Raw genomic sequence first — 19,443 nt, 5'->3', positions numbered from 1 at the left:
CCTACCGGATTCAGAGGGCTATTTCTTCTCAAAATGCCGTCCAGCTTAAGGCATTGTCTAAAGCCCGGCATTTCTTAAGCGTTCGGCATGTTGCACATACAGGTCAATGGGGTCGATGCCCTTGCGGACTTGACCTGTGGTCTGGCTGAGGCTGTCCAGATGATCCAGCGGATAGTCGGAACGGATCACTTTACCCAGATGGGAGCTGAACCGGCCGACCATGCCGTCATTCTGCTCGGCTTCGGTGGTGAAGTAGTGGGAGAACGCCCGCAGGAACCCGTGCAGCGGGTTGAGCGCATAGAGCCCTTCGTCGAGGATGTTTCCCTGCAGGGTGCCGCTCCAGGAGTAGTAGCGTACGCCGTTCACCAGTTCGCGACCCTTGCCGCCCCAGGTTTTCGGCAACCCTTGAGGGTACTTGTCGTTGAAGGCACCAACGCCTTCGGTGGTCAGCGCGTTGAGTGCGGCGATGGCGTTCTGCGGCAGGTGCCGGTTGCCGCTGAGCAACGACAGGAAGTCGGCGAACAGGGTGGCCACCGCCCCGGCGACCTGTTCCGGCAGGCGCCCGGGCGTCAGCGCCTTGCGCAGGAAGTCGGCCAGTTCCGAGCCGTGGTTCGGGCCGCTGACCGATGTCACCGAAGCGACCATCTGTGGCGCCAGCGCCCCCGCATATCGTGCGGCCAATGCACCCTGGCTGTGACCGATCAGATTGACTTTGCTTGCACCGGTTCCTTGCAGTACCCGTTCGATCTGCACCAGCAACTGTTCGCCACGGGTTTCATTGCTGTGGGTCGCCGACAGGTGCGGGATGAAAACCCTCGCACCGGCGCTTCTCAGGGCCTGTTTGACGTCATGGAACAGTTCGAGTTTGCCGATGCGATCAAAGCCGAAGAGCCCGTGGACCAGCAGGATCGGATAGTCAGTGGTTGCATTCCGTAGCATGTACATTTCCTTTTTCGGAGTAGGTCAGGTGTGTGCTCAAGGGGGCACTCTAAAGCACACCCACCGCTCGGCGATGTATGAAAAAGCCGCTGTAACCTGATGAAAACGGAATAGAAATCGTACGAAAACTCGAATGAGCGTGAGGTCTTGGTCGGAATATCCGGACATCTTTTTAACGATGGCCGAGATATTTCTTTCAATGACCTACCGCTGGTAGGTCATTTTTCCGTGCAAACCGACCCGATCGCGCTGCATCGCGGTTCTCGGCGACACGGCTTACTTTGGCTGCTGAGCGCTTCGTTGTGCACGAAGTCGCTCGGCGCCCTGCAACAACAATTGTTCCGTCCCGGTCCAGCCAAGGCAGCCGTCCGTTACCGACACCCCGTACCGCAACGAAGGGCTCAACGGTTGGCAGCCTTCGAACAGATGACTTTCAATCATCATGCCGACCAGCGAGCGATCACCTTGCAGGCGTTGTTCCAGCACGTCGTTGAACACGGCGGGCTGACGTAACGGATCTTTACCGCTGTTGGCGTGGCTGCAGTCGACCATGATCCGCGCCGGAATCTTGAGTCTGGTCAAGTCGCTGTGCACTTTGGCAATGCTGTCGCGGTCGTAGTTCGGCCCGCGATGGCCACCGCGCAATACCAGGTGAGTGTCGGGGTTGCCCGGTGTCTGGATAATCGCAGGATGGCCCTGGCTGTCGACACCGAAATGGCGGTGCGGATGAGCGGCCGAGCGCATGGCGTCGCTGGCGACAGCCACACCACCATCGGTGCCGTTCTTGAACCCTACCGGCATGCTCAGGCCACTGGCCATTTCCCGATGGATCTGCGATTCGGTGGTGCGGGCGCCGATCGCGACCCAGCTCAGCAGGTCGTCAAAGTAACCGGCGGCCATCGGTTGCAGCAGCTCGGTGGCAACGGGCAGGCCCAGTTGGAGCATTTCGCGCATCAATTCGCGGGACAGGGTCAAACCGCCCGCCATGTCATCGCTGCCATCCAGGTGCGGGTCGTAGGCCAGGCCTTTCCAGCCGACCGTGGTGCGGGGTTTTTCGACGTAGGCGCGCATCACCAGCAGCATCTCGTCGCCGACTTGTGCAGACAGACGGGCCAGGTTGGCGGCGTATTCGAGGGCAGAACGTGGGTCGTGAATCGAGCAGGGACCGACGATCACCAGCAGACGGGAGTCTTCACCGTTGAGGATCGCGCGGACGGCCTGGCGGTGGGCGGCGACTTGTTGGGTCAGGGCATTGCTGAGTGGCAGTTGCTGTTTGAGTTGCAATGAGCTGGGCAGACGCAAGGTCAGCGCTTCATTGGCAGGGCTCAAGGTGGACAGCGGCAGAGCAGAGACGGACGAGTTCATATTCGGGCTTCCTGGGCTGGCGGCGGGGTCGTCCCGCGCGCTCGGCCCTAGTGGGGTGTTCGACAATTGGCCGGATTGGCTGCGTGTGTGTGCTTGCCACCTGTGGGTGACCGATCGGAGGCGGCAGGCTGTCCCGAGCGGAAGCTGGTAAATCGCCAGGCGGTAAAAGTGTCGTAACGGTAATAAGTGGCGTAATTCATGTCGTAAATCCTCAAGTTGTCTGGTGTAACGCAAAAAATGTTCAGGGCTGAAAAAACAAAACCCCCGGTCGGGAGGCCGACCGGGGGTTGAGAATTCTCTGGTGGCGACCCGTTTAAAGTGGGCGCCGTGTGGGTATCAGGCGCGCCAGTGGCTAAACCAATACCCAAAATAAAAGCTGACCGAAGCACAAACGTCATTCGCCCGGGCAGCCGCAACCGAGCGCGGGGCGCTGGCGGTACGAAGCGGTGAGAGGGCGTTGAACATGGTCTGTCTCCGAAGAATGAGCCGAGCTTACTAGAGGCCGGTGCGCGGATTCAATCAGAAAATGCTATCGAGCATCACGGGGCGTTTCTATCGGTTGGGTACGTTGGGAGTTGTGACACACTTTACGCAACGGGCGGCGTGTAACCGGCGTCCAAACCATCAACCTCAGAGGGACGAACCATGACGACGCTGACCATCGCCGCCGCACAATCGATCTCCGTCGCCGGTGATCTTGCCGCCAATATTGCCCGGCACCTGCGCTTCATGCAGGTTGCCGCGGAGCAGGGCGTGCAATTGCTGGTGTTTCCAGAACTGTCGCTGACCGGCTACGAGCGCGGTCTGGCAGCGGAGCTGGCCATCGCGCCAGACGCCAGAGTGCTGCAACCTCTGCGCGATTTCGCGCGGGAAGTCGGTGTGATCAGTGTCGTCGGGATGCCGATTCGTCTGTCGGACGATTCGCCGGTGTTGATCGGTGCCCTGGTATTGGGGGCCGATGGTTCGCTCGAGATCTACAGCAAGCAGCATTTGCACCCAGGGGAGGAGGTGGCATTTGCCCCGGGAACAGGCGGTTCGACGTTGAAGATCGGTACCGACACCGTCGCGTTGGCGATATGCGCCGATTTTTCTCACGCCAGTCATGCAGCCGCCGCGGCACGGCAGGGCGCTGATCTTTATGCCGCGGGCGTGTTGATTACAGAAAGCGGCTACGCTCCAGATACCGCACTGTTGCAAGGTTATGCCCGCACCCACTCGATGGCGGTACTGATGGCCAACCATGGTGGCGCAACGGGTGGCTGGGAGTCGGCAGGGCGTAGTGCAATCTGGGCGGCGGACGGCTCGTTGGTTGCGGCGGCACCGGGGACGGGGAATCTCATGGTGGTTGCTCGTCGCAATGCTGACGGCTGGAAGGGGCAAATCGTGACGGTCGCGGAGGCTTGAATGGGGTTCGAATTGCGCCCGGCAACGTCTCGTGACCTGGACTTCGCACGTGACCTGACTTGTCGAAATATGCTGCGCTACTACATTCAACATGAACTGTTGTGGCAGGACGAGGCTTTCGATGTTGCTTGGGAGGGACGCGAAAACTGGCTGATTGTGCGTGATGACACACTGATGGGGTATGTCAGCCTGAGCCGTGACGCCAGCGCCTTGTATATCCGCGAATTGCATTTACTTGAAGCGTACCGGGGGCAGGGTGCTGGCTCCTGGGTGATCGATCAGGTATTCGCCATGGCCTGCAAGGAACGGCGCCCGGCATTGCGTCTGACTGTATTTGAAAATAATCCGGCAAAAATACTTTACGAGAGAAAAGGACTGAAGGTGGTCGGCAAGGACCAGTGTTTCCTGAGAATGCAGCGTGATATCAATGGACTGCATCGCTGAAACACACTGCCAGCAAGCCTCGCCAGAAGAATTGACACTTTTTATATGCTGCTTTCCGCTAGGTCTGCCAGTCGCTTTTTGCTAAGGTGTCCGGCAACCCAATAAGACCAAATCGCGAGGTGTCTGCTTGATTAGGGTGCTAGTAGTCGATGACCATGATCTCGTTCGTACAGGCATTACACGAATGCTGGCTGACATCGATGGCCTGCAAGTAGTCGGTCAGGCCGAGTCGGGAGAGGAATCCCTGCTCAAAGCGCGTGAGTTGAAACCCGATGTGGTGCTGATGGACGTCAAGATGCCCGGGATCGGCGGTCTTGAAGCCACGCGCAAATTATTGCGCAGTCATCCCGACATCAAAGTCGTCGCGGTCACCGTGTGCGAAGAAGATCCGTTTCCTACCCGCCTGTTACAGGCAGGTGCCGCGGGCTACCTGACCAAGGGCGCCGGACTGCCGGAAATGGTCCAGGCCATTCGCCTGGTGTTTGCCGGGCAACGCTATATCAGCCCGCAAATTGCCCAGCAACTGGCAATCAAGTCGTTCCAGCCAACCAATGATTCGCCGTTCGACGCCTTGTCTGAGCGGGAAATCCAGATTGCGTTGATGATTGTCGGCTGTCAGAAGGTGCAGATCATCTCCGACAAACTGTGCCTGTCGCCAAAAACAGTGAATACCTACCGTTACCGTATTTTCGAAAAGCTTTCGATCAGCAGCGATGTCGAGTTGACGCTGTTGGCGGTTCGTCACGGCATGGTTGATGCCAGCCTCTGAAAATGACTGAAACCTTCGATCCAAGTGCTTTTCTGTCGACGGTCAGTGGGCGGCCGGGTGTCTATCGCATGTTCGACAGCGATGCCCGTCTGCTTTATGTCGGCAAAGCCAAGAATCTCAAGAAACGTTTGGCGAGCTACTTCCGCAAAACCGGTCTGGCTCCCAAGACCGCCGCGCTGGTAGGGCGTATCGCCCAGGTCGAAACCACCATCACGGCCAACGAAACCGAGGCCTTGCTGCTCGAGCAGACGCTGATCAAGGAATGGCGCCCGCCGTACAACATCCTGCTGCGCGACGATAAGTCCTACCCTTATGTCTTTCTCTCGGATGGCCAGTTCCCGCGTTTGAGCATCCATCGCGGAGCGAAAAAGGCCAAGGGCAAGTATTTCGGCCCTTACCCCAGCGCAGGAGCGATCCGCGAAAGCCTGAGCCTGCTGCAAAAGGCTTTTTTTGTACGTCAGTGCGAAGACAGCTATTACAAGAACCGCACGCGACCTTGCCTGCAATACCAGATCAAGCGCTGCAAGGCGCCGTGTGTCGGCCTGGTGGAGCCTGAGGTGTATGCCGAAGATGTTCGCCACTCGGTGATGTTTCTTGAAGGGCGCAGCAACGCGTTGGCGGACGAGTTGTCCGCGGCCATGGAGGAGGCGGCGGTCAATCTGGAGTTCGAACGTGCCGCCGAATTGCGCGACCAGATCTCATTGCTGCGCCGGGTCCAGGACCAGCAGAGCATGGAAGGCGGGACGGGCGATGTCGATGTGATCGCAGCGTTCGTCAATCCGGGTGGCGCCTGCGTGCACTTGATCAGTGTACGCGGCGGTCGGGTGTTGGGGAGCAAGAACTTCTTCCCGCAGGTGGGTATTGAAGAAGACGTTTCCGAAGTCATGGCGGCGTTTCTCGGTCAGTACTTCATCAGCAGCCCCGAACGCGACTTGCCGAGCGAGCTGATCGTCAACGTGGTTCACGAAGACTTTCCGACCCTGATCGCGGCCATTGAAGAGCTGCGCGGTCGTGAACTGACCATCAGTCATCGTGTACGGGGCACCCGAGCGCGCTGGCAGCAATTGGCGGTCACCAATGCCGAGCAGGCGCTGGGCGCACGTCTGGCGAACCGGCAACACGTCGCGGCACGTTTCGATGCCCTGGCCGAAGTGCTGAGCCTGGACGAGCCGCCGCAACGTCTCGAGTGCTACGACATCAGTCATTCCAGTGGCGAGGCCACCGTGGCGTCCTGCGTGGTGTTCGGCCCGGAAGGCCCGATCAAGTCCGACTACCGCCGCTACAACATCGAAGGCGTCACGCCGGGCGACGACTATGCCGCGATGCACCAGGCCCTGACCCGACGCTTCAGCAAGTTGAAGGACGGGGAGGGCAAACTGCCGGACATTCTGCTGGTCGACGGCGGTAAAGGTCAGCTGTCGATGGCCCGTGACGTGCTCAATGAGCTGGCCGTGCCCGACCTGATTCTGCTGGGCGTGGCCAAGGGGGCGACGCGCAAGGCCGGTTTCGAAACCTTGTACCTCAACGATGCGGCCCATGAATTCACCTTGCGCGGTGATTCCCCCGCGCTGCATTTGATCCAGCAGATCCGCGACGAAGCTCACCGTTTTGCCATCACCGGGCACCGTGCACGGCGCGGTAAAACCCGCCGCACCTCGACGCTTGAGGGGGTTGCCGGTGTAGGACCAACACGTCGACGGGATTTGTTGAAACATTTTGGTGGATTGCAGGAGCTGTCTCGTGCCAGCATCGAAGAGATCGCCAAAGCACCCGGGATCAGTAAAAAGCTCGCAGAGTCGATTTATGCAAATCTGCACAGCGAGTAGAATGCCCAACTCACCTCGTAGCCAGTTGTGTCGATGAATATCCCTAATCTGATTACCGTTCTACGCGTCCTGCTCATCCCGATCTTCATTTTGCTGTTTTACTTGCCTTACCACTGGAGCTATCTGGCGTCGGCTTCGGTTTTTGCCTTTGCCGCCGCGACCGACTGGCTGGACGGGTATCTGGCCCGACGTCTGGAACAAAGCACACCGTTCGGGGCTTTCCTCGATCCTGTTGCGGACAAGCTGATGGTCGCCGTTGCGCTGGTGCTGCTGGTGCAAGAACACGGCAACCTGTGGCTCACACTGCCGGCCGCCGTCATCATCGGTCGCGAGATCGTCGTATCGGCACTGCGCGAGTGGATGGCCGAACTCGGTGCCCGTGCCCATGTGGCGGTATCGAACCTGGGCAAATGGAAAACCGCCGCGCAAATGCTGGCGCTGGTGATCCTGCTGGCCAATCCGTCGGACTTCAGCTTCTGGGTCCTGATGGGCTACGCTTTGCTGATGGTGTCCGCTGGCCTGACCTTGTGGTCCATGGTCCAGTACTTGCGGGCCGCCTGGCCGCATCTGAAGACGGATGTGGAAAAGAAATAAAACTTTTTTGAATCAAGGGGTTGACGGGGCATCTGGATTCTATAGAATGCGCCTCACCAAGACGCGGGAATAGCTCAGTTGGTAGAGCACGACCTTGCCAAGGTCGGGGTCGCGAGTTCGAGTCTCGTTTCCCGCTCCAAATACAGAAAAACGCCACTCATTGAGTGGCGTTTTTTTTGCGCGGTATTTTGTTGTCAGCATTGAAAAAAGAGGCTTTTGCCTCTTTTTTTCGTTCCAGTGATTTCTACTGAGAACCACCCCCAGCCACGCTTTTTTGTACATTAAAACGTACGTCGAAATCCGGTCCCAGGGCATGCCGGTTTTCAGATAGATGACGCATTGCTGGAACCCGTACATCTCTCCTCAATCGATCGAGACGAGGAGATGTACATATGCCTTTGACTGAAAATGCGAAAGGGGATTAATCCTCGAACCGCTCGAAGAGAGGATCGTCTCACTGCCTTGGCTGCTGGCGAGAATTCTCTTACAGCAGTCTTTCTGGCCTGGCGAACCTTCAAGGTGGTTACATTGAGGCTCGGCCCAGTTTGATGTAGAGCTTGGGGGTGATGAAAGCACTAATCTAATGCTGAGGATTTTCAATGAGTTGCGGGTTTTTTGACCTGATCTCGGACTCAAAATTATCGATAGCGCTTAGTGCTAGAGTCTTTTGCTCAGATAGATTTTTTCTCGTTACACGCATCACTCGATTTCTTCTTGCTTTTAGATAATCCAATTGGCCCGCTGGATTATCACTCAATGAAAGTGGAAGCATGGTTAAGGTGTCACTGAGTTCCTGCTTTGAGAGCTGTCCTTTCTTCGCGAAAATCAATAAGCGTTCCATATGGTGGTCAGAAAATAACCCCAGCGCTATAAGTGAGTCTTCTAAATCTCCGCCATCTAGCACTCTTAAGTGCTCAACTAAATACTGAGCGCTCCAATCATTTCCTTGTTCAACCAAATGCATCAATTGGTTGAGGTTGCTGTTCGACTGCTCGATAATCGACCAGCATTCAGTTTCGCTAGCATTCTGATAATGCAATACGAGTACGCTTTTCTGGAGTGGTTAAAAACATCATGACTGCCTCTCGGCAATGGGGTGAACTATCACTCGCCGAAGCTGGCATGCCTAAGCTTGTAAGTGTGAGTAGCGTAAACAAAAATTCAAGTGTCGACTTTTTTATGATCATGGCGCACCACCTTTCAAGAGAATTACCCCCGTACGCAGGGTGTTCTCATTCGTCGTAAAACAAGTCATTCGATTGGACTAACAGATGCTGTAATTCTTCCAGTTCCATCAGGGCTGATAATGTTGTTGGTTCTATTCATGGTGTTTATTGTGTCACCAAGGCGATCGGTGGAATGCGGAGTTTCGGGGCTAATCGGGTGCATTAGCTGCCAGTGCAACTGATTGTCGCTTGGGGGCGTATATTTGACAACTGCCGCCCTCACCGTAAAGCAATGTGGGGAGTCGGGCTTGACCTTGTTTGATGTGGCCTAAATTATCGATCTTCCCCCCCCCCCAGCATGGGGAAAGATGTTTTAGCTTTTCGAGCGGAGATTTGTTTACATGTCTCGATCTTTCGTCACATGCCATACAAAACATTGCGCTAGATTGGTAGGAATGCCTTTGGCGTTTTTCTGAAGCCATGAACTAATAGCTTGCTCCTCATCAGGCTTCGCTCCGCCACTCCATAGAGTTATAAAGTGATGGTTGATTGGGTTGTCTGAATAAAATAAAAATGCAGGGTCAGTCTCATCTGAGGCTGCATACAAAATCGTCCAGCTAAGGCTTTTAAAAGATTGTAAAATCTCTACGTTGTCGACATTTAATTGATGTCCCGCCTCTATGCGTAGCTTCGGTATTTCAGATAAGTTTAAACGTCGGTCAATACCATCACAGGGTGATTTGGCCCATGCAGTCAATGGCGGCAATAGGCACGAAATTGCAATCATGAAGATCTTAATGTTTGGAATGCTCATCGGTTAATTTCCTTTGTAACGATACAAAGTCGGCGCGCCGTACCAGGAGCGTCACTGGTCATATTGCCGTTGGCGTCATACAGCAAGGATGCCGCTGACATAGGCGTAGAACCTATCCCCAAATTTTATCGTCGCATCCGTGCAGATTCCATCAGGGCATTTTCAGCACTCTGTCGAATAACCCTGCAAAGTTTTTCCACCGGTGCATTATTAATGCATGTATTGGAATTTAATATGATTCTATTTAGGTCGTCATCTGAGACAGTCGCATCGATATGTCGTATCGCCCAATTTTGAAAGTCAGGGTGTGTTTTTGCAAGTGCAACAAATGTATCGAACTGATCCCATCCTTGGGCGAAGAGGTTCGCCACTGCTTCAGAATAGCCCTCGCCAAGCTCACCATCATCACAAGAAGCGAAGACTCTCTGATGCTTGAAAAGGGAGGGCCAATCTCCACGTGCATCAACTAAAAAAGACCCTGCTTGGCTATTCATTTCGGGAGGGCAGTTTCCGTATGCCGAAGCCTGAGAGAGTGACACACATCCCAATCCAAGTCCGAACAACAAGACTAAGAAGATCAGGGAGCGAGTGCATAAAAATCTGATGAACATCATGATTATCACCCTGTCGACCACACTACTGTTGCGTACCAAACTGAGGAGTATTGACGTTGTTGATGATAGCAGTCATGGATGTTGCTGGGGCAGGTGTTATGAGATTATGTACGAATTCCATATGCAGTAATACTTCCAATTATAATATTAGCAGACTTTCCAAGTCCTGCACCTAATACACTCTCGTACCAGCTCCCATGTCGATCTAAGCTAGCAGTTCCCGACCAGCCAAAAACCGTACCCGTTATTGGATTTGGAATTGCGACATTTATGAACGACACCATATGAGTGGTGCAGAGGAGAAATCACAGTTATTTTATAGGCTGCAAAAAAATTGGTCGGATGCTTTAGCAAACGCCTTTAATGTTTCTACCAAACTGGCGAACCCTTCGGTTTTTGCATTTATTCGCAGTATTCTGCCATTGTGAAGCTCAATATTGATACCGGGCTTATTTCGGTCAAATAGGTTGACTTGTCGGATTTTCCACGTCATCGGATAATAAGATATTGACTTGATGTCAGGCGCCTTGATCTCTATGTGCCTACCGAAATACAACCTCCCTAAAATACGATCATCATCCAGCGAAATTTCTTGCAGTACTGTTCGGACCTGGGAAATGTAGAATATACCCCAAGCAGCAGGCAGGCCTAATAATATCCCACCTCCTATAAAGTCCTGTAGGTAATAGTATGGAGAAGCAAGAAAAATAAAAACTCCCAAAAGAACAATAGGGCTTATTCCAGGAAGCCAAATCCATATGCCGGTCCTGCCAAACGTCTTATCATGCCAAGTATTCATGGTGGAATTATTTTCCAAGCTGATTACAGATGCCGGCTCCTGCAGCGCCGCCCATAAAGCCTAGTTCTCCACTGAGGATGGCAGCGGCGATTCCTTTGCCCTGCGCCAAGCCGGCAATCGCGCTGCCGATACCCGCGCCTACTACCTCTCCCCCAATTTACCTTACCTTGAGGGATACAAGCATTCTCTTTGCTTTTAGCGTGATTCGATAACTTTTGACCAGCCCAATCACCTACAGCTCCGCCTGCAGCACTGGTTGCAGCAGGAGCCCATGGGCTTTCAGGCGCAATCGCGCCGACTGCAGCGCCAGCTAGCGCCCCCGATAAAGCAGCCCAAGTAGCATCAGTCTCATCGCCACCGATTTCAAACGCGCTAGCATAGCCACTGATCCCGCCAATAACTGCACCGGTTACTGCACCGACTAGCCATTTACCTTGCGGATCTTTGTAACTTAACGGATTGCCGCTGACATAGACGTACGTATTAATCCCACCCGCAAGGCCAATCGAATCTCCCGAGATAAATCGCCCAAATCCCGGAGAGTGCCCGATAATAATAGACACCCGTGCCATCATTTTTCCGCCCAGTGTACTGCTGGCTGTTGGGCGATTTGCACTCCAGCAGAAGCCTCAGGAGTGTCGGCTTGTTATATTGAAATTATTCATAATTTGTCTGAGGGTTTTAGCTCGTCGAACAATGTTTTTCTGATTTTAATTGGTATTTTTTTCTGGCTGGCGTAGTCGTTTATAAGAGCGATGAGCTCTGAAATGTTTTCAAGCTGGTCGGTGAATGTGATCTTCCCTGATGGAGTAATCCGGAATGTTGGTTTTGTTGTAGGATATATATTAAATCCTCTGGCATTAAGTCCGCGCATGCTAGATACAGGGAAGGCAGTAATTAAGCTGACATTCTCCCACCTTATTTTTTGCCAGGTTTTACCAAGAATTTGTCTGGATAAGCACTGATCATCAATGGATAAAGTTGAGCGTCCAGCTAAAATCAATCCTCCGACTAATATGATTAAAGATAAGGATATTAATAAAAATATCCCGCCTCCTAATGCACCGTCACGCTTAATCCATATCCCTCCTAAAAAAATGCATAAACCGCTGGTGACGCACATCCATAGAGCAATGAAATACTGCCCCTGAAACTTGAATACAGTTATGTTGCTCACTATGCGATCACTCCTAATGTATATAATGACCACTGCTTGTTTGCCTTGGCAGTGCATTGATCTCGCAGAGCAAAGTCCATTCATAACCCTTGGATCCATTGCACTACCAATCATTCCTATAATGCCAGTCATACCAGGCACATGCTCAGGCAGTGCACGCTGCGCATGCTCAGTTACTGGTACTTAGCGGGCTGAAATCTGGAGCGGGGATGCCAGGGGAGGTAGGGGAGAAAAGCAGAGTGCTTTGTATCAATGCATTGGCAAATACTCAGCATTTGCTGCCGCGGCTTTAGACCTGAAGCCACCATAAGCACCTCCCTGTGAACCGGAGCCACATTGGGCTCGTCGTACACGTCGTATGCACAGCGGTTGGAACACGTGCGTGTTCACGATGGGGTCTTCATTCCATGACCTTGGGGGAGATCGAACGTCCACGATCCCGAGCATCCAGCACGAGATGACAGTAGTACAGGGTTTGAGAACTTGCCAACGGGAGCCCGGAAATCGACCAGCAGGAATGGTTCTTCTGCAATTGGGTCGATGGTGCGAGGGTTGTTGAAGGAAGCCTGATTCCTTGCTGGGTATGCAAGCAGTTCCTCTATTTAGCTACTGGCGCGATTGGTGATCGGTAAAGATTGGGTCACGCAACTCAAGACGCTACTGATTGAGCACGCCGGCGTAGTCGTGTGGGTCAACTCTGCCGCCTAATGCCTTGCAAGCACGAAGCCCGACGTTCTCAACCGCGAAGGTGTATTCGGGCATGCCCCACTCATCGAGGCCTGCGCGGTACAGAGGTAGCCGTCGCTGGCCTCAAGCAGTTGTGCTTCATTGATGAGGACACCGCCTCGTCTGGATAGTTGTGCCAGACTTCCTGTAAAGCAGTTGATCGCTAAAGGTGCGAAACGAATGACTTCATTCAGGTTCATAGGGCGCTCTCGCTCGCCGGATGAGGATCGGCGTGAAGACGGTTTTCGGCCCCTCGAATGGCTTTGGCGATTCGCCAGAAATAAATTGCGCCAATCGAAAATTCGAACACCGAACCGATGACCCAGCATGTCATCAGCGACGACGGGACATCGCGATTGCTCATTGCGACGTAATAGATCAACGGAATGCTTATAAACCACATCAGAACCAGGCGCACGACCAGCGAAAATCTGGCCATGCCAATACTCTCCAAGACGGCTGCACCCGTCATAGAGAAGACAAAGGCGGCGGAGAATGTCCACAGTACGCGTTGTGTATCGATGGCCAGGGCGACGATCTCCGGGTTGTGCCCCAGGTCGCCGAAAGCCTTGAGCAAGACCTGTGGCAAAGTGATTTGAACGGTGGAAACCAGCAGTACGTAGAACAGCTCGATGGTCACGGTCACCCGTAGGATCGTTGCCAACTCAGTGTATTGCTCCTTGCCCACTGCAGTGGCGCACAGAATGCTGCAACCAATACCCAAACCGATAATCGGGATGATGCCCAGGTAATTGATCGTCAGATTGACGTTGTTTGCCGCTAGCGCGCTAGAGCCCAGTACCGCGACTATCCAGATGAATGCAGTGTTGCCGAGCTGATCCACTCCGGCGGATAAGCCACTGGGAACACCTCTACGCAGCCGGAAAAACAGCCGAGGCAGTAGGCGCTCGCTACGGGCAATGAAGATGTTCATCAACTCAAGCCAGATTTCTCGAGGCAGCATTACTGCGTAGCACGTCAGCATGGACAGAGTGCCGATCAATGTACCGATAGCGGCTCCGGCCATTCCCATTTCGGGCAGCCCGAACTTTCCGAAGACCAGGCCGACGGTGAAGATTGAGTCGACTACTTGACCAACGATGCCGACCATGAGCGTTTCGCGGGTTCGACCCACACCGTTGAAGTATGAGGACAGCGCTGTGTCGATCGTCATTACGCCGCCGAAGATCGCCGCCCAGAGCATGTACTGCGATTCGAGGCTGACAATCTGCGGTGGGCGGGAGCTGAGCTGTGGGATCATCGCGATCAACGGAGCGGCGACAAACAGCAGGGCACCGCAGGCAATACCAAGGAGCAGTCCCAGTGCGGCTTCATTCCAAGCCTCGCTGAGCCCCGATCGACCATTCGCTTGCGCAATAAAGGAACGTGACACGCCTACGGTGCTACAGAAGAAAGCGATGATCGCCATGCTCGTGAATACTGCTGGACCGGAGGCGGCCAGCGTATCTTGTGAGTAGTGTGCCAGGCATAGCCTGTCGACAAGCATCATCAATAAATTGCCGACCATCGTCCCCATCAATGGAAACGAGACGATGGCGATTCTTTTCGCCACCCCTGCGTCAAACCAGTGCCGCATATTCACATTCCTTTGTCTCGCGGCTGCCGCGATGGTCGCCCAACACATCGCGTAAAGGAGCCAGCAGTGTGTCGGGATTTCCAATCTGCGCCAGCAGCGACAACAGCAGACGCTCCATGCCGAAGGCGACACAGGCTGAATGCATGAGCGGTTCTGGGGATTGCGGGCCGATCTTGAATGCGTTGGTAAACAGATCCCGGTGCAAGTTGCGCGAACTATCCTGTCATATGGATGGACCCAGTGGACACCATTTTTGGCCTCACAAGCGGATCGCCATGCGCCAACGAACCTCTTATCCAAAGCCCTTCAAAACCCAAGTCGTCCAGGAATGCCTGCAACGTCCTGGCCGGCATCATCGTCAAAGGCGAATGGCATCCCGATCGTGTTTAGTAAGGTTCATCACAGAGTGCACCTTAATAATGAAGGTAAGATAAGAATACTTCTTAAAAAAAATCGAAAAAACCTCTATGGGAATTAATAATTAATTCATAAAAAAATGTACTTCTCCTAACCTTTAAGCATCAATTGTGGAGGTGCATTTATGTTGATTTTCATTAAGTCGATGATCATTGGGCTTTGTATTGCAGCCCCTGTGGGACCCATTGGGCTGTTGTGCATACAGAGGAGCCTTGCGCTTGGATGGAGAGCAGGTTTCGCGACAGGGTTAGGGGCGGCCACAGCCGATTCGATCTATGGATTTGTCGGTGCGCTGGGAATCACAGTCATCATAGCGACACTCATTAGCTTTAAGCCATGGTTGTGTATTTTGGGGGGGATGTTCCTCGCGTACATTGGTTATCAAACAATAAAATCGAAAGCGAGCTCAACAGCCCTGGCGGGTGAACGAGCCAACCTGTTAAAAGCCTACTTGAGTACACTGTTTTTGACACTGTCGAACCCAATGACCATCCTGTCGTTTATTGCGATATTTGCTGCCATGAGCGACGGCATGGCTAATGATCAAAGCGGTCAGCACTCAGTGCTGCCTATGGTGACAGGTATATTTCTAGGCTCGGCTGTCTGGTGGCTGGGATTGAGCGGATTCTCCTCCATATTCAAGACCAGAATCTCCCAATCAAAGCTCAGGTTGATCAACTATTTTTCCGGGTCAACCATCACCATTCTGGGTGCCTACCAAGTCGCCACTGGCGTTATGCTCGCCACAGCAGCTTAATAGGGAAATGAGGCAAGGCTTATTTCTTATTGGCTGATGAGTAAGCCTTGGCATCAATCCCCTACGGTTTGACGGGAGGATGCTTTACTGAATTCTGGATTCAATGTACGCCCTGAGGCTGCCTATCGCTTGTTTGATTTCTGATTCTGTCGCATTGCTAAACGACAATCTGACCTGAGTGACAGCCTGATTCGTCAGCGAAAACAAGGAAGTGGGAAATACAATAACCTTGAAGTTCCTGGCGCACTCGCACATTTCAAAATATTCAAAGGTGAAGGGCAACTGTACATTGATGAAAAAACCTCCCTCTGGATGGTTCCAGGTGACACTTCTTTCAGAACCAGCCTTGACCGGGAATTCACGTTCAAGGCATTCAATCATATGGTTTCTTTTTTGCCTGTAAGACAACACTCTTGGTTGATTAAGCTGTTTTAAAGAGTAATTGTTCTCTATCAGCAAACCTCCGACAATTGCCTGGCACAGGGCAGGTGTATTGACGGTGATCAAGCTTTTGGCTTTACATAACCTGGCGCTAAAGGAAATCACCCCAGCGCTCTCCGGGGCGACTACGTAGCCCATACGCAATCCCGGAAAAATTGACTTTGCAAAAGAGCCAAGAAGGAATACTCGACTACTGTCGATCGACTTCATCAAGGGGATTTTATCTCCCTCGTACCTGAAGTAGCTGTAGGCATTATCCTCCAGGATAAAAAAATTCATTTCATTGGCCAAGGAGAGCATGGCCTTTCTGTCTTCATAGGAAAGGCTGTTAGCAGTAGGGTTACTAAAATCTGAAATCGCGTACAGCGCTTTTACCTTTTCCCCTCTGGACTCAAGATCTTCAGCTACCTTGCGCAGGGCAGATGGATCGAGGAAGGTGTCCTCGGGAACGGGTACAATTTTTATTCTTAATAATTTCGCAATACCCGTTATTCCGGAAAACACAGGGTCAGGCACTAATAAAACACCACCTCCTTCAAAAATTGATAGCAGTGTCAAGGTCGCAGCTTCCTGAAACCCCATGCACACGACAATACTTTCAGGGTTGAAAATCTTTATGCCTTCATCCACCTGCAAGTGTTCGGCTATTATGCCGTTGATAATTCCGGTGGTTTTTCCATATTGGCAAAGTAGTGTCGCAAGCGAGTGTTCCGGATTGACGGCGTATCGTGCATAGCTGGCCAGCCCTTTATCAATAAGGGACAGGTCGCATTGCTCGTCGTCAGGTCGACCGGAAGCCAGAGAGATTGCCTCTGGATTTTCACTGGAAATGGAATTTAGAAGATGGATAACGTTCAGAGTAGGGTCTTCGAATATCGTTTTTTCGAGTACGCTGGGCAATCTCGCTTCTCCATAAAAAGCAACGAGCCATTGAAGGCTCGTTGCTCATGATTAACATCTGTTACGCAGGTTTAAGTGCGCTTTTTTGATCGGCCATATTTTCCATGGCTACAAATGCCTGAAGCAGATCCTCTTTAAGATCCTCAAGGGCCTCTAAACCAAAACACAATCGAACCAAACCCTTTTCAATTCCCATATCCGCTTTTTCCTGCTCAGTCATCGAGGCATGGCTTCCACTAAAGGGTTGCGCAACCATTGACGTGACACAGGCCATTCCCGTACCCGTTCCAAACCATTTGAGGGAGCTGGTGAAGGTTTTGTAAAAGGGGACCAGATCGGGCCGAATATCAACAAACACAATGCCACCGTAGCCGGTCAATTGTTTACCATCGACTCGTGGATAATATACATGCTCAATAAAGGGCAGTTCCCGCAGATAGTTGAGCATGCTGGAGGTTGTGTTGCTGTGTTTCTCCATGCGCAGGTTAAATGTCTGCATGCTTCTGCGAAGCAGCCATGCGCTGTTAGGCGCTAATATTGAGCCTGAGTAAAAGCGGCCTTCGAGGAGGCGCGTATAAATCATTTCATTGTTGACGAGTACCAGGCCGCCCATGACATCGCTATGCCCGGAGAAATACTTCGTTGCGCTGTACAGAGAAATATCCGCGCCGAAGTTCAGAGGCTTTTGAAATATCGGAGTGGCCCACGTGTTGTCAACGACCACCAGAGCGTGTGGGTTGTTTTGCTTAACCGCCTTGCTGACCGCATGAATATCAATATCTTTCAGGAAGGGGTTGGTCGGCGTTTCGAAAATGACCATGTCCACGTCCGACGGCAACTCTTTCAATCCACTTTCCGTGGTGAGATCCAGAATCGTCAGTTTCGCACCGATACGTGCCGCATATCGCTGAAACAGCTTATAAGAACAGCCATAGATATATTTGTTGATCACCAGCGACCCACCAGGTTTCAGCAGCTCCAGCACCATGTAGATGGCACTCATTCCGGTGCTGTAGGCCAAGGCGTATTCGCTTCCTTCCAGTGCAGCGACAACCTGTTCCAGCTCAGTCACATTGGGATTGGCTTTTCTCGAGTAGAAGAACGCCGAGTCAGCGCTAAAAGCGCTGCACTGATAAATAGGCGTCACGGATGGGTGGGCCTCTCGGTCATCGACCCTGATGTGGAGTATTTCAGTAGACACGCTCATGATTTGCTCACCAGTTTGATAACCTGCTCATACATGTTCTGCTTGCCTTCATACCCAATGGTCGGCGTGATGTCGTTTTGCGAAATACCAATCTCTTCAATCGACTCGGTTGGGAAGTGAGCCCTGTCGAATACTTCATGAAGATTTGAGTTCACCCCCTTGGGAAGCCAGACTTCAGGGCCTGATTCATCAATTCGTGCCTTGGCAATAATAAATCGATAGCTTTCATACGGCCGCAATGTCAGTGATTTCCAATCACTGTTGAGCCCGTCGGTATAGTTGCGCCGCAGGTAGACGGTCTGTTCAAAGTCTTCAGTATTCAGCACTTGGGCGTGCAGCGATACGATATCCCCATGCCACTCGAACTTTCGCTTCTCGTAAGAGGTCAATGCAGCCTCTCGCAGTTCAACAGGCATGTTCGCTTTGTGTTCGCCCAGTAACTTGAAGTGTGCGTCGTGCCCACAACGGGTGCAGCAACCGTTGCTATCCAATCCGATCAGTTCAGCATTCAAACCGTAGCGGGTAACGAGTAGAGCGTTACAATTATTGCAGTTGGTATTGGTGCCCTCGACATCATTTACGTTACCCAGATAAACATGCTCAACCCCCATGCTCCGGGCAATGTCCCGGGCCTTCAGGAGTCTATCCACGGGCGTCCTGATGCTATTACTCATTTTATAATCAGGGTGAAACCTTACAAAGTGGAGCGGTACATTCGGGCCCAGTTCATCCAGTACCCACTGGCTGATTTTCCTGGCGGTATCCTCATCGTCACTGATATCGGTAACCATCAAGGTGCTGACTTCAACATATTTACCAGCATCGTATACTTTCTTGATGCCAGCCAGAACGGGCTCTACCCAGCCTGTTGTGACTTTTCGATAGTATTCGGGGGAGATGGACTTTAGCGAAATCGAGAATATGTCGATGACGGGCAATAGTTCATCAATGGCTTCTTCACTGATAAAAAAAGCTGATTTATATAAATTGATTAAGCCCGCTTCCTTTGCCAGTTTTGCCGTATCGAGGATAAATTCATGCCAGACAACAGGGTCGTTATACGTCCAGGAGATAACGCGTATACCATGCTTTAAGGCGGTTTCTACAACCTGTTCAGGCGTATAGTAGTAAACATCTTTGTCTGTCACATACTTGGCCTGAGAGGTCTTCCAATTGTGGCAGTAGCCGCAGTTAAGCATGCAGCCGATATTGCCTAGGGAAAGGATTCGCTCTCCGGGAGCAAAGTGGAATACCGCCTCGGTTTCGATGGTCTCTTCGGTGCTGTGAACGCCTTTGCCATAATTCAATGTAACTAACCGGCCGCCTCTGTTTCCGCGCACCTTGCAAAAACCTACTTTACCCTCCTGAATGACACAGTTTCGGGGAGAAAGATGACACTTTACAACGCCGTTCGGGAGTATTTCTTCCAACTTTGCAGGCGTGCTTTCCAAGGTCCAGTTTTTATTTTTTGTAGTGTCCATCTCTCA

General features: G+C 52.4%; 19 protein-coding genes and 1 tRNA gene. 7 read left to right on the top strand and 13 right to left on the bottom strand.

Annotated elements, in window-relative coordinates:
• Window positions 1-57: 57 nt before the first annotated feature.
• Together AC07VO_RS06460 and AC07VO_RS06455 are read right to left on the bottom strand one after the other, a co-directional pair.
• Window positions 58-939: an esterase/lipase family protein gene (locus AC07VO_RS06460; protein ID WP_018927672.1), complete on the bottom strand. Its 882-nt coding sequence runs from the start codon at window positions 937-939 to the stop codon at window positions 58-60.
• A gap of 276 nt (window positions 940-1,215) precedes the next feature.
• Window positions 1,216-2,304, bottom strand: coding sequence for a 3-deoxy-7-phosphoheptulonate synthase (locus AC07VO_RS06455; protein WP_138867286.1), 1,089 nt, complete (start codon window positions 2,302-2,304; stop codon window positions 1,216-1,218).
• A gap of 645 nt (window positions 2,305-2,949) precedes the next feature.
• On the opposite strand from AC07VO_RS06455, the gene AC07VO_RS06450 reads away from it, so the two are divergent.
• The 6 genes from AC07VO_RS06450 (at window position 2,950) to AC07VO_RS06425 (ending at window position 7,480) form a co-directional block, all read left to right on the top strand.
• On the top strand, window positions 2,950-3,708 hold the full coding sequence (locus AC07VO_RS06450) for a carbon-nitrogen hydrolase family protein (RefSeq protein WP_192351080.1): 759 nt from the start codon (window positions 2,950-2,952) through the stop codon (window positions 3,706-3,708).
• Window positions 3,709-4,152 (top strand): GNAT family N-acetyltransferase, encoded by a 444-nt coding sequence (locus tag AC07VO_RS06445; RefSeq protein ID WP_028940931.1) that lies wholly within the window; start codon window positions 3,709-3,711, stop codon window positions 4,150-4,152.
• Between the two features lie 127 nt (window positions 4,153-4,279).
• Window positions 4,280-4,921, top strand: coding sequence for a response regulator transcription factor GacA (gene gacA / locus AC07VO_RS06440; RefSeq protein ID WP_008015884.1), 642 nt, complete (start codon window positions 4,280-4,282; stop codon window positions 4,919-4,921).
• A gap of 2 nt (window positions 4,922-4,923) precedes the next feature.
• Window positions 4,924-6,747 carry an excinuclease ABC subunit UvrC gene (gene uvrC / locus AC07VO_RS06435; RefSeq protein WP_192351083.1) on the top strand — a complete coding sequence of 608 codons (1,824 nt, stop codon included), beginning with the start codon at window positions 4,924-4,926 and terminating at the stop codon, window positions 6,745-6,747.
• 33 nt (window positions 6,748-6,780) lie between these two features.
• Window positions 6,781-7,341: a CDP-diacylglycerol--glycerol-3-phosphate 3-phosphatidyltransferase gene (pgsA, locus tag AC07VO_RS06430; RefSeq protein ID WP_007933765.1), complete on the top strand. Its 561-nt coding sequence runs from the start codon at window positions 6,781-6,783 to the stop codon at window positions 7,339-7,341.
• Between the two features lie 63 nt (window positions 7,342-7,404).
• Window positions 7,405-7,480: transfer RNA gene (locus AC07VO_RS06425), tRNA-Gly, on the top strand.
• Window positions 7,481-7,921: 441 nt separating this feature from the next.
• Here AC07VO_RS06425 and AC07VO_RS06420 read toward each other — a convergent pair.
• From AC07VO_RS06420 to AC07VO_RS06385, 8 genes are all read right to left on the bottom strand, one after another.
• Entirely contained in the window at window positions 7,922-8,380 is a 459-nt protein-coding gene (locus AC07VO_RS06420) for a hypothetical protein (RefSeq protein ID WP_192351103.1), read from the bottom strand.
• A gap of 524 nt (window positions 8,381-8,904) precedes the next feature.
• Entirely contained in the window at window positions 8,905-9,321 is a 417-nt protein-coding gene (locus AC07VO_RS06415; protein ID WP_310398332.1) for a hypothetical protein, read from the bottom strand.
• Window positions 9,322-9,446: 125 nt separating this feature from the next.
• Complete coding sequence (locus AC07VO_RS06410; protein ID WP_192351107.1) at window positions 9,447-9,935, bottom strand: hypothetical protein; 489 nt, start codon at window positions 9,933-9,935, stop codon at window positions 9,447-9,449.
• A 316-nt stretch (window positions 9,936-10,251) separates the two neighbouring features.
• Window positions 10,252-10,734 carry a hypothetical protein gene (locus AC07VO_RS06405; protein ID WP_192351109.1) on the bottom strand — a complete coding sequence of 161 codons (483 nt, stop codon included), beginning with the start codon at window positions 10,732-10,734 and terminating at the stop codon, window positions 10,252-10,254.
• A gap of 23 nt (window positions 10,735-10,757) precedes the next feature.
• On the bottom strand, window positions 10,758-11,306 hold the full coding sequence (locus AC07VO_RS06400; protein ID WP_225609262.1) for an RHS repeat-associated core domain-containing protein: 549 nt from the start codon (window positions 11,304-11,306) through the stop codon (window positions 10,758-10,760).
• An 89-nt stretch (window positions 11,307-11,395) separates the two neighbouring features.
• Complete coding sequence (locus AC07VO_RS06395) at window positions 11,396-12,043, bottom strand: hypothetical protein (protein WP_192351111.1); 648 nt, start codon at window positions 12,041-12,043, stop codon at window positions 11,396-11,398.
• A gap of 790 nt (window positions 12,044-12,833) precedes the next feature.
• Window positions 12,834-14,234 (bottom strand): MATE family efflux transporter, encoded by a 1,401-nt coding sequence (locus tag AC07VO_RS06390; RefSeq protein ID WP_192351113.1) that lies wholly within the window; start codon window positions 14,232-14,234, stop codon window positions 12,834-12,836.
• Entirely contained in the window at window positions 14,218-14,439 is a 222-nt protein-coding gene (locus AC07VO_RS06385; RefSeq protein ID WP_192351115.1) for a hypothetical protein, read from the bottom strand. Before AC07VO_RS06385 ends, AC07VO_RS06390 begins: the two co-directional genes overlap by 17 nt.
• A gap of 336 nt (window positions 14,440-14,775) precedes the next feature.
• Here AC07VO_RS06385 and AC07VO_RS06380 point away from each other — a divergent pair, with 336 nt between their 5' ends.
• The gene (locus AC07VO_RS06380; RefSeq protein WP_018927726.1) at window positions 14,776-15,408 is read left to right on the top strand and encodes a LysE family translocator; all 633 of its coding nucleotides are present in this window, start codon (window positions 14,776-14,778) and stop codon (window positions 15,406-15,408) included.
• Between the two features lie 84 nt (window positions 15,409-15,492).
• Here AC07VO_RS06380 and AC07VO_RS06375 read toward each other — a convergent pair whose 3' ends face one another.
• The 3 genes from AC07VO_RS06375 to amrS all read right to left on the bottom strand — a co-directional run bounded on the left by AC07VO_RS06375 (window position 15,493) and on the right by amrS (window position 19,437).
• A complete protein-coding gene (locus AC07VO_RS06375; protein WP_192351117.1) occupies window positions 15,493-16,749 on the bottom strand; it encodes an aminotransferase-like domain-containing protein in 1,257 nt (418 codons plus the stop codon).
• A gap of 61 nt (window positions 16,750-16,810) precedes the next feature.
• Window positions 16,811-17,956 (bottom strand): trans-sulfuration enzyme family protein, encoded by a 1,146-nt coding sequence (locus tag AC07VO_RS06370; protein WP_192351119.1) that lies wholly within the window; start codon window positions 17,954-17,956, stop codon window positions 16,811-16,813.
• Window positions 17,953-19,437, bottom strand: coding sequence for an AmmeMemoRadiSam system radical SAM enzyme (amrS, locus tag AC07VO_RS06365; protein ID WP_018927729.1), 1,485 nt, complete (start codon window positions 19,435-19,437; stop codon window positions 17,953-17,955). Before amrS ends, AC07VO_RS06370 begins: the two co-directional genes overlap by 4 nt.
• Between the last annotated feature and the right edge of the window lie 6 nt (window positions 19,438-19,443).

This window comes from Pseudomonas sp. GW821-FHT03E01 (genome assembly GCF_059420765.1).
This window is presented reverse-complemented; position numbering and strand designations above follow the sequence as displayed.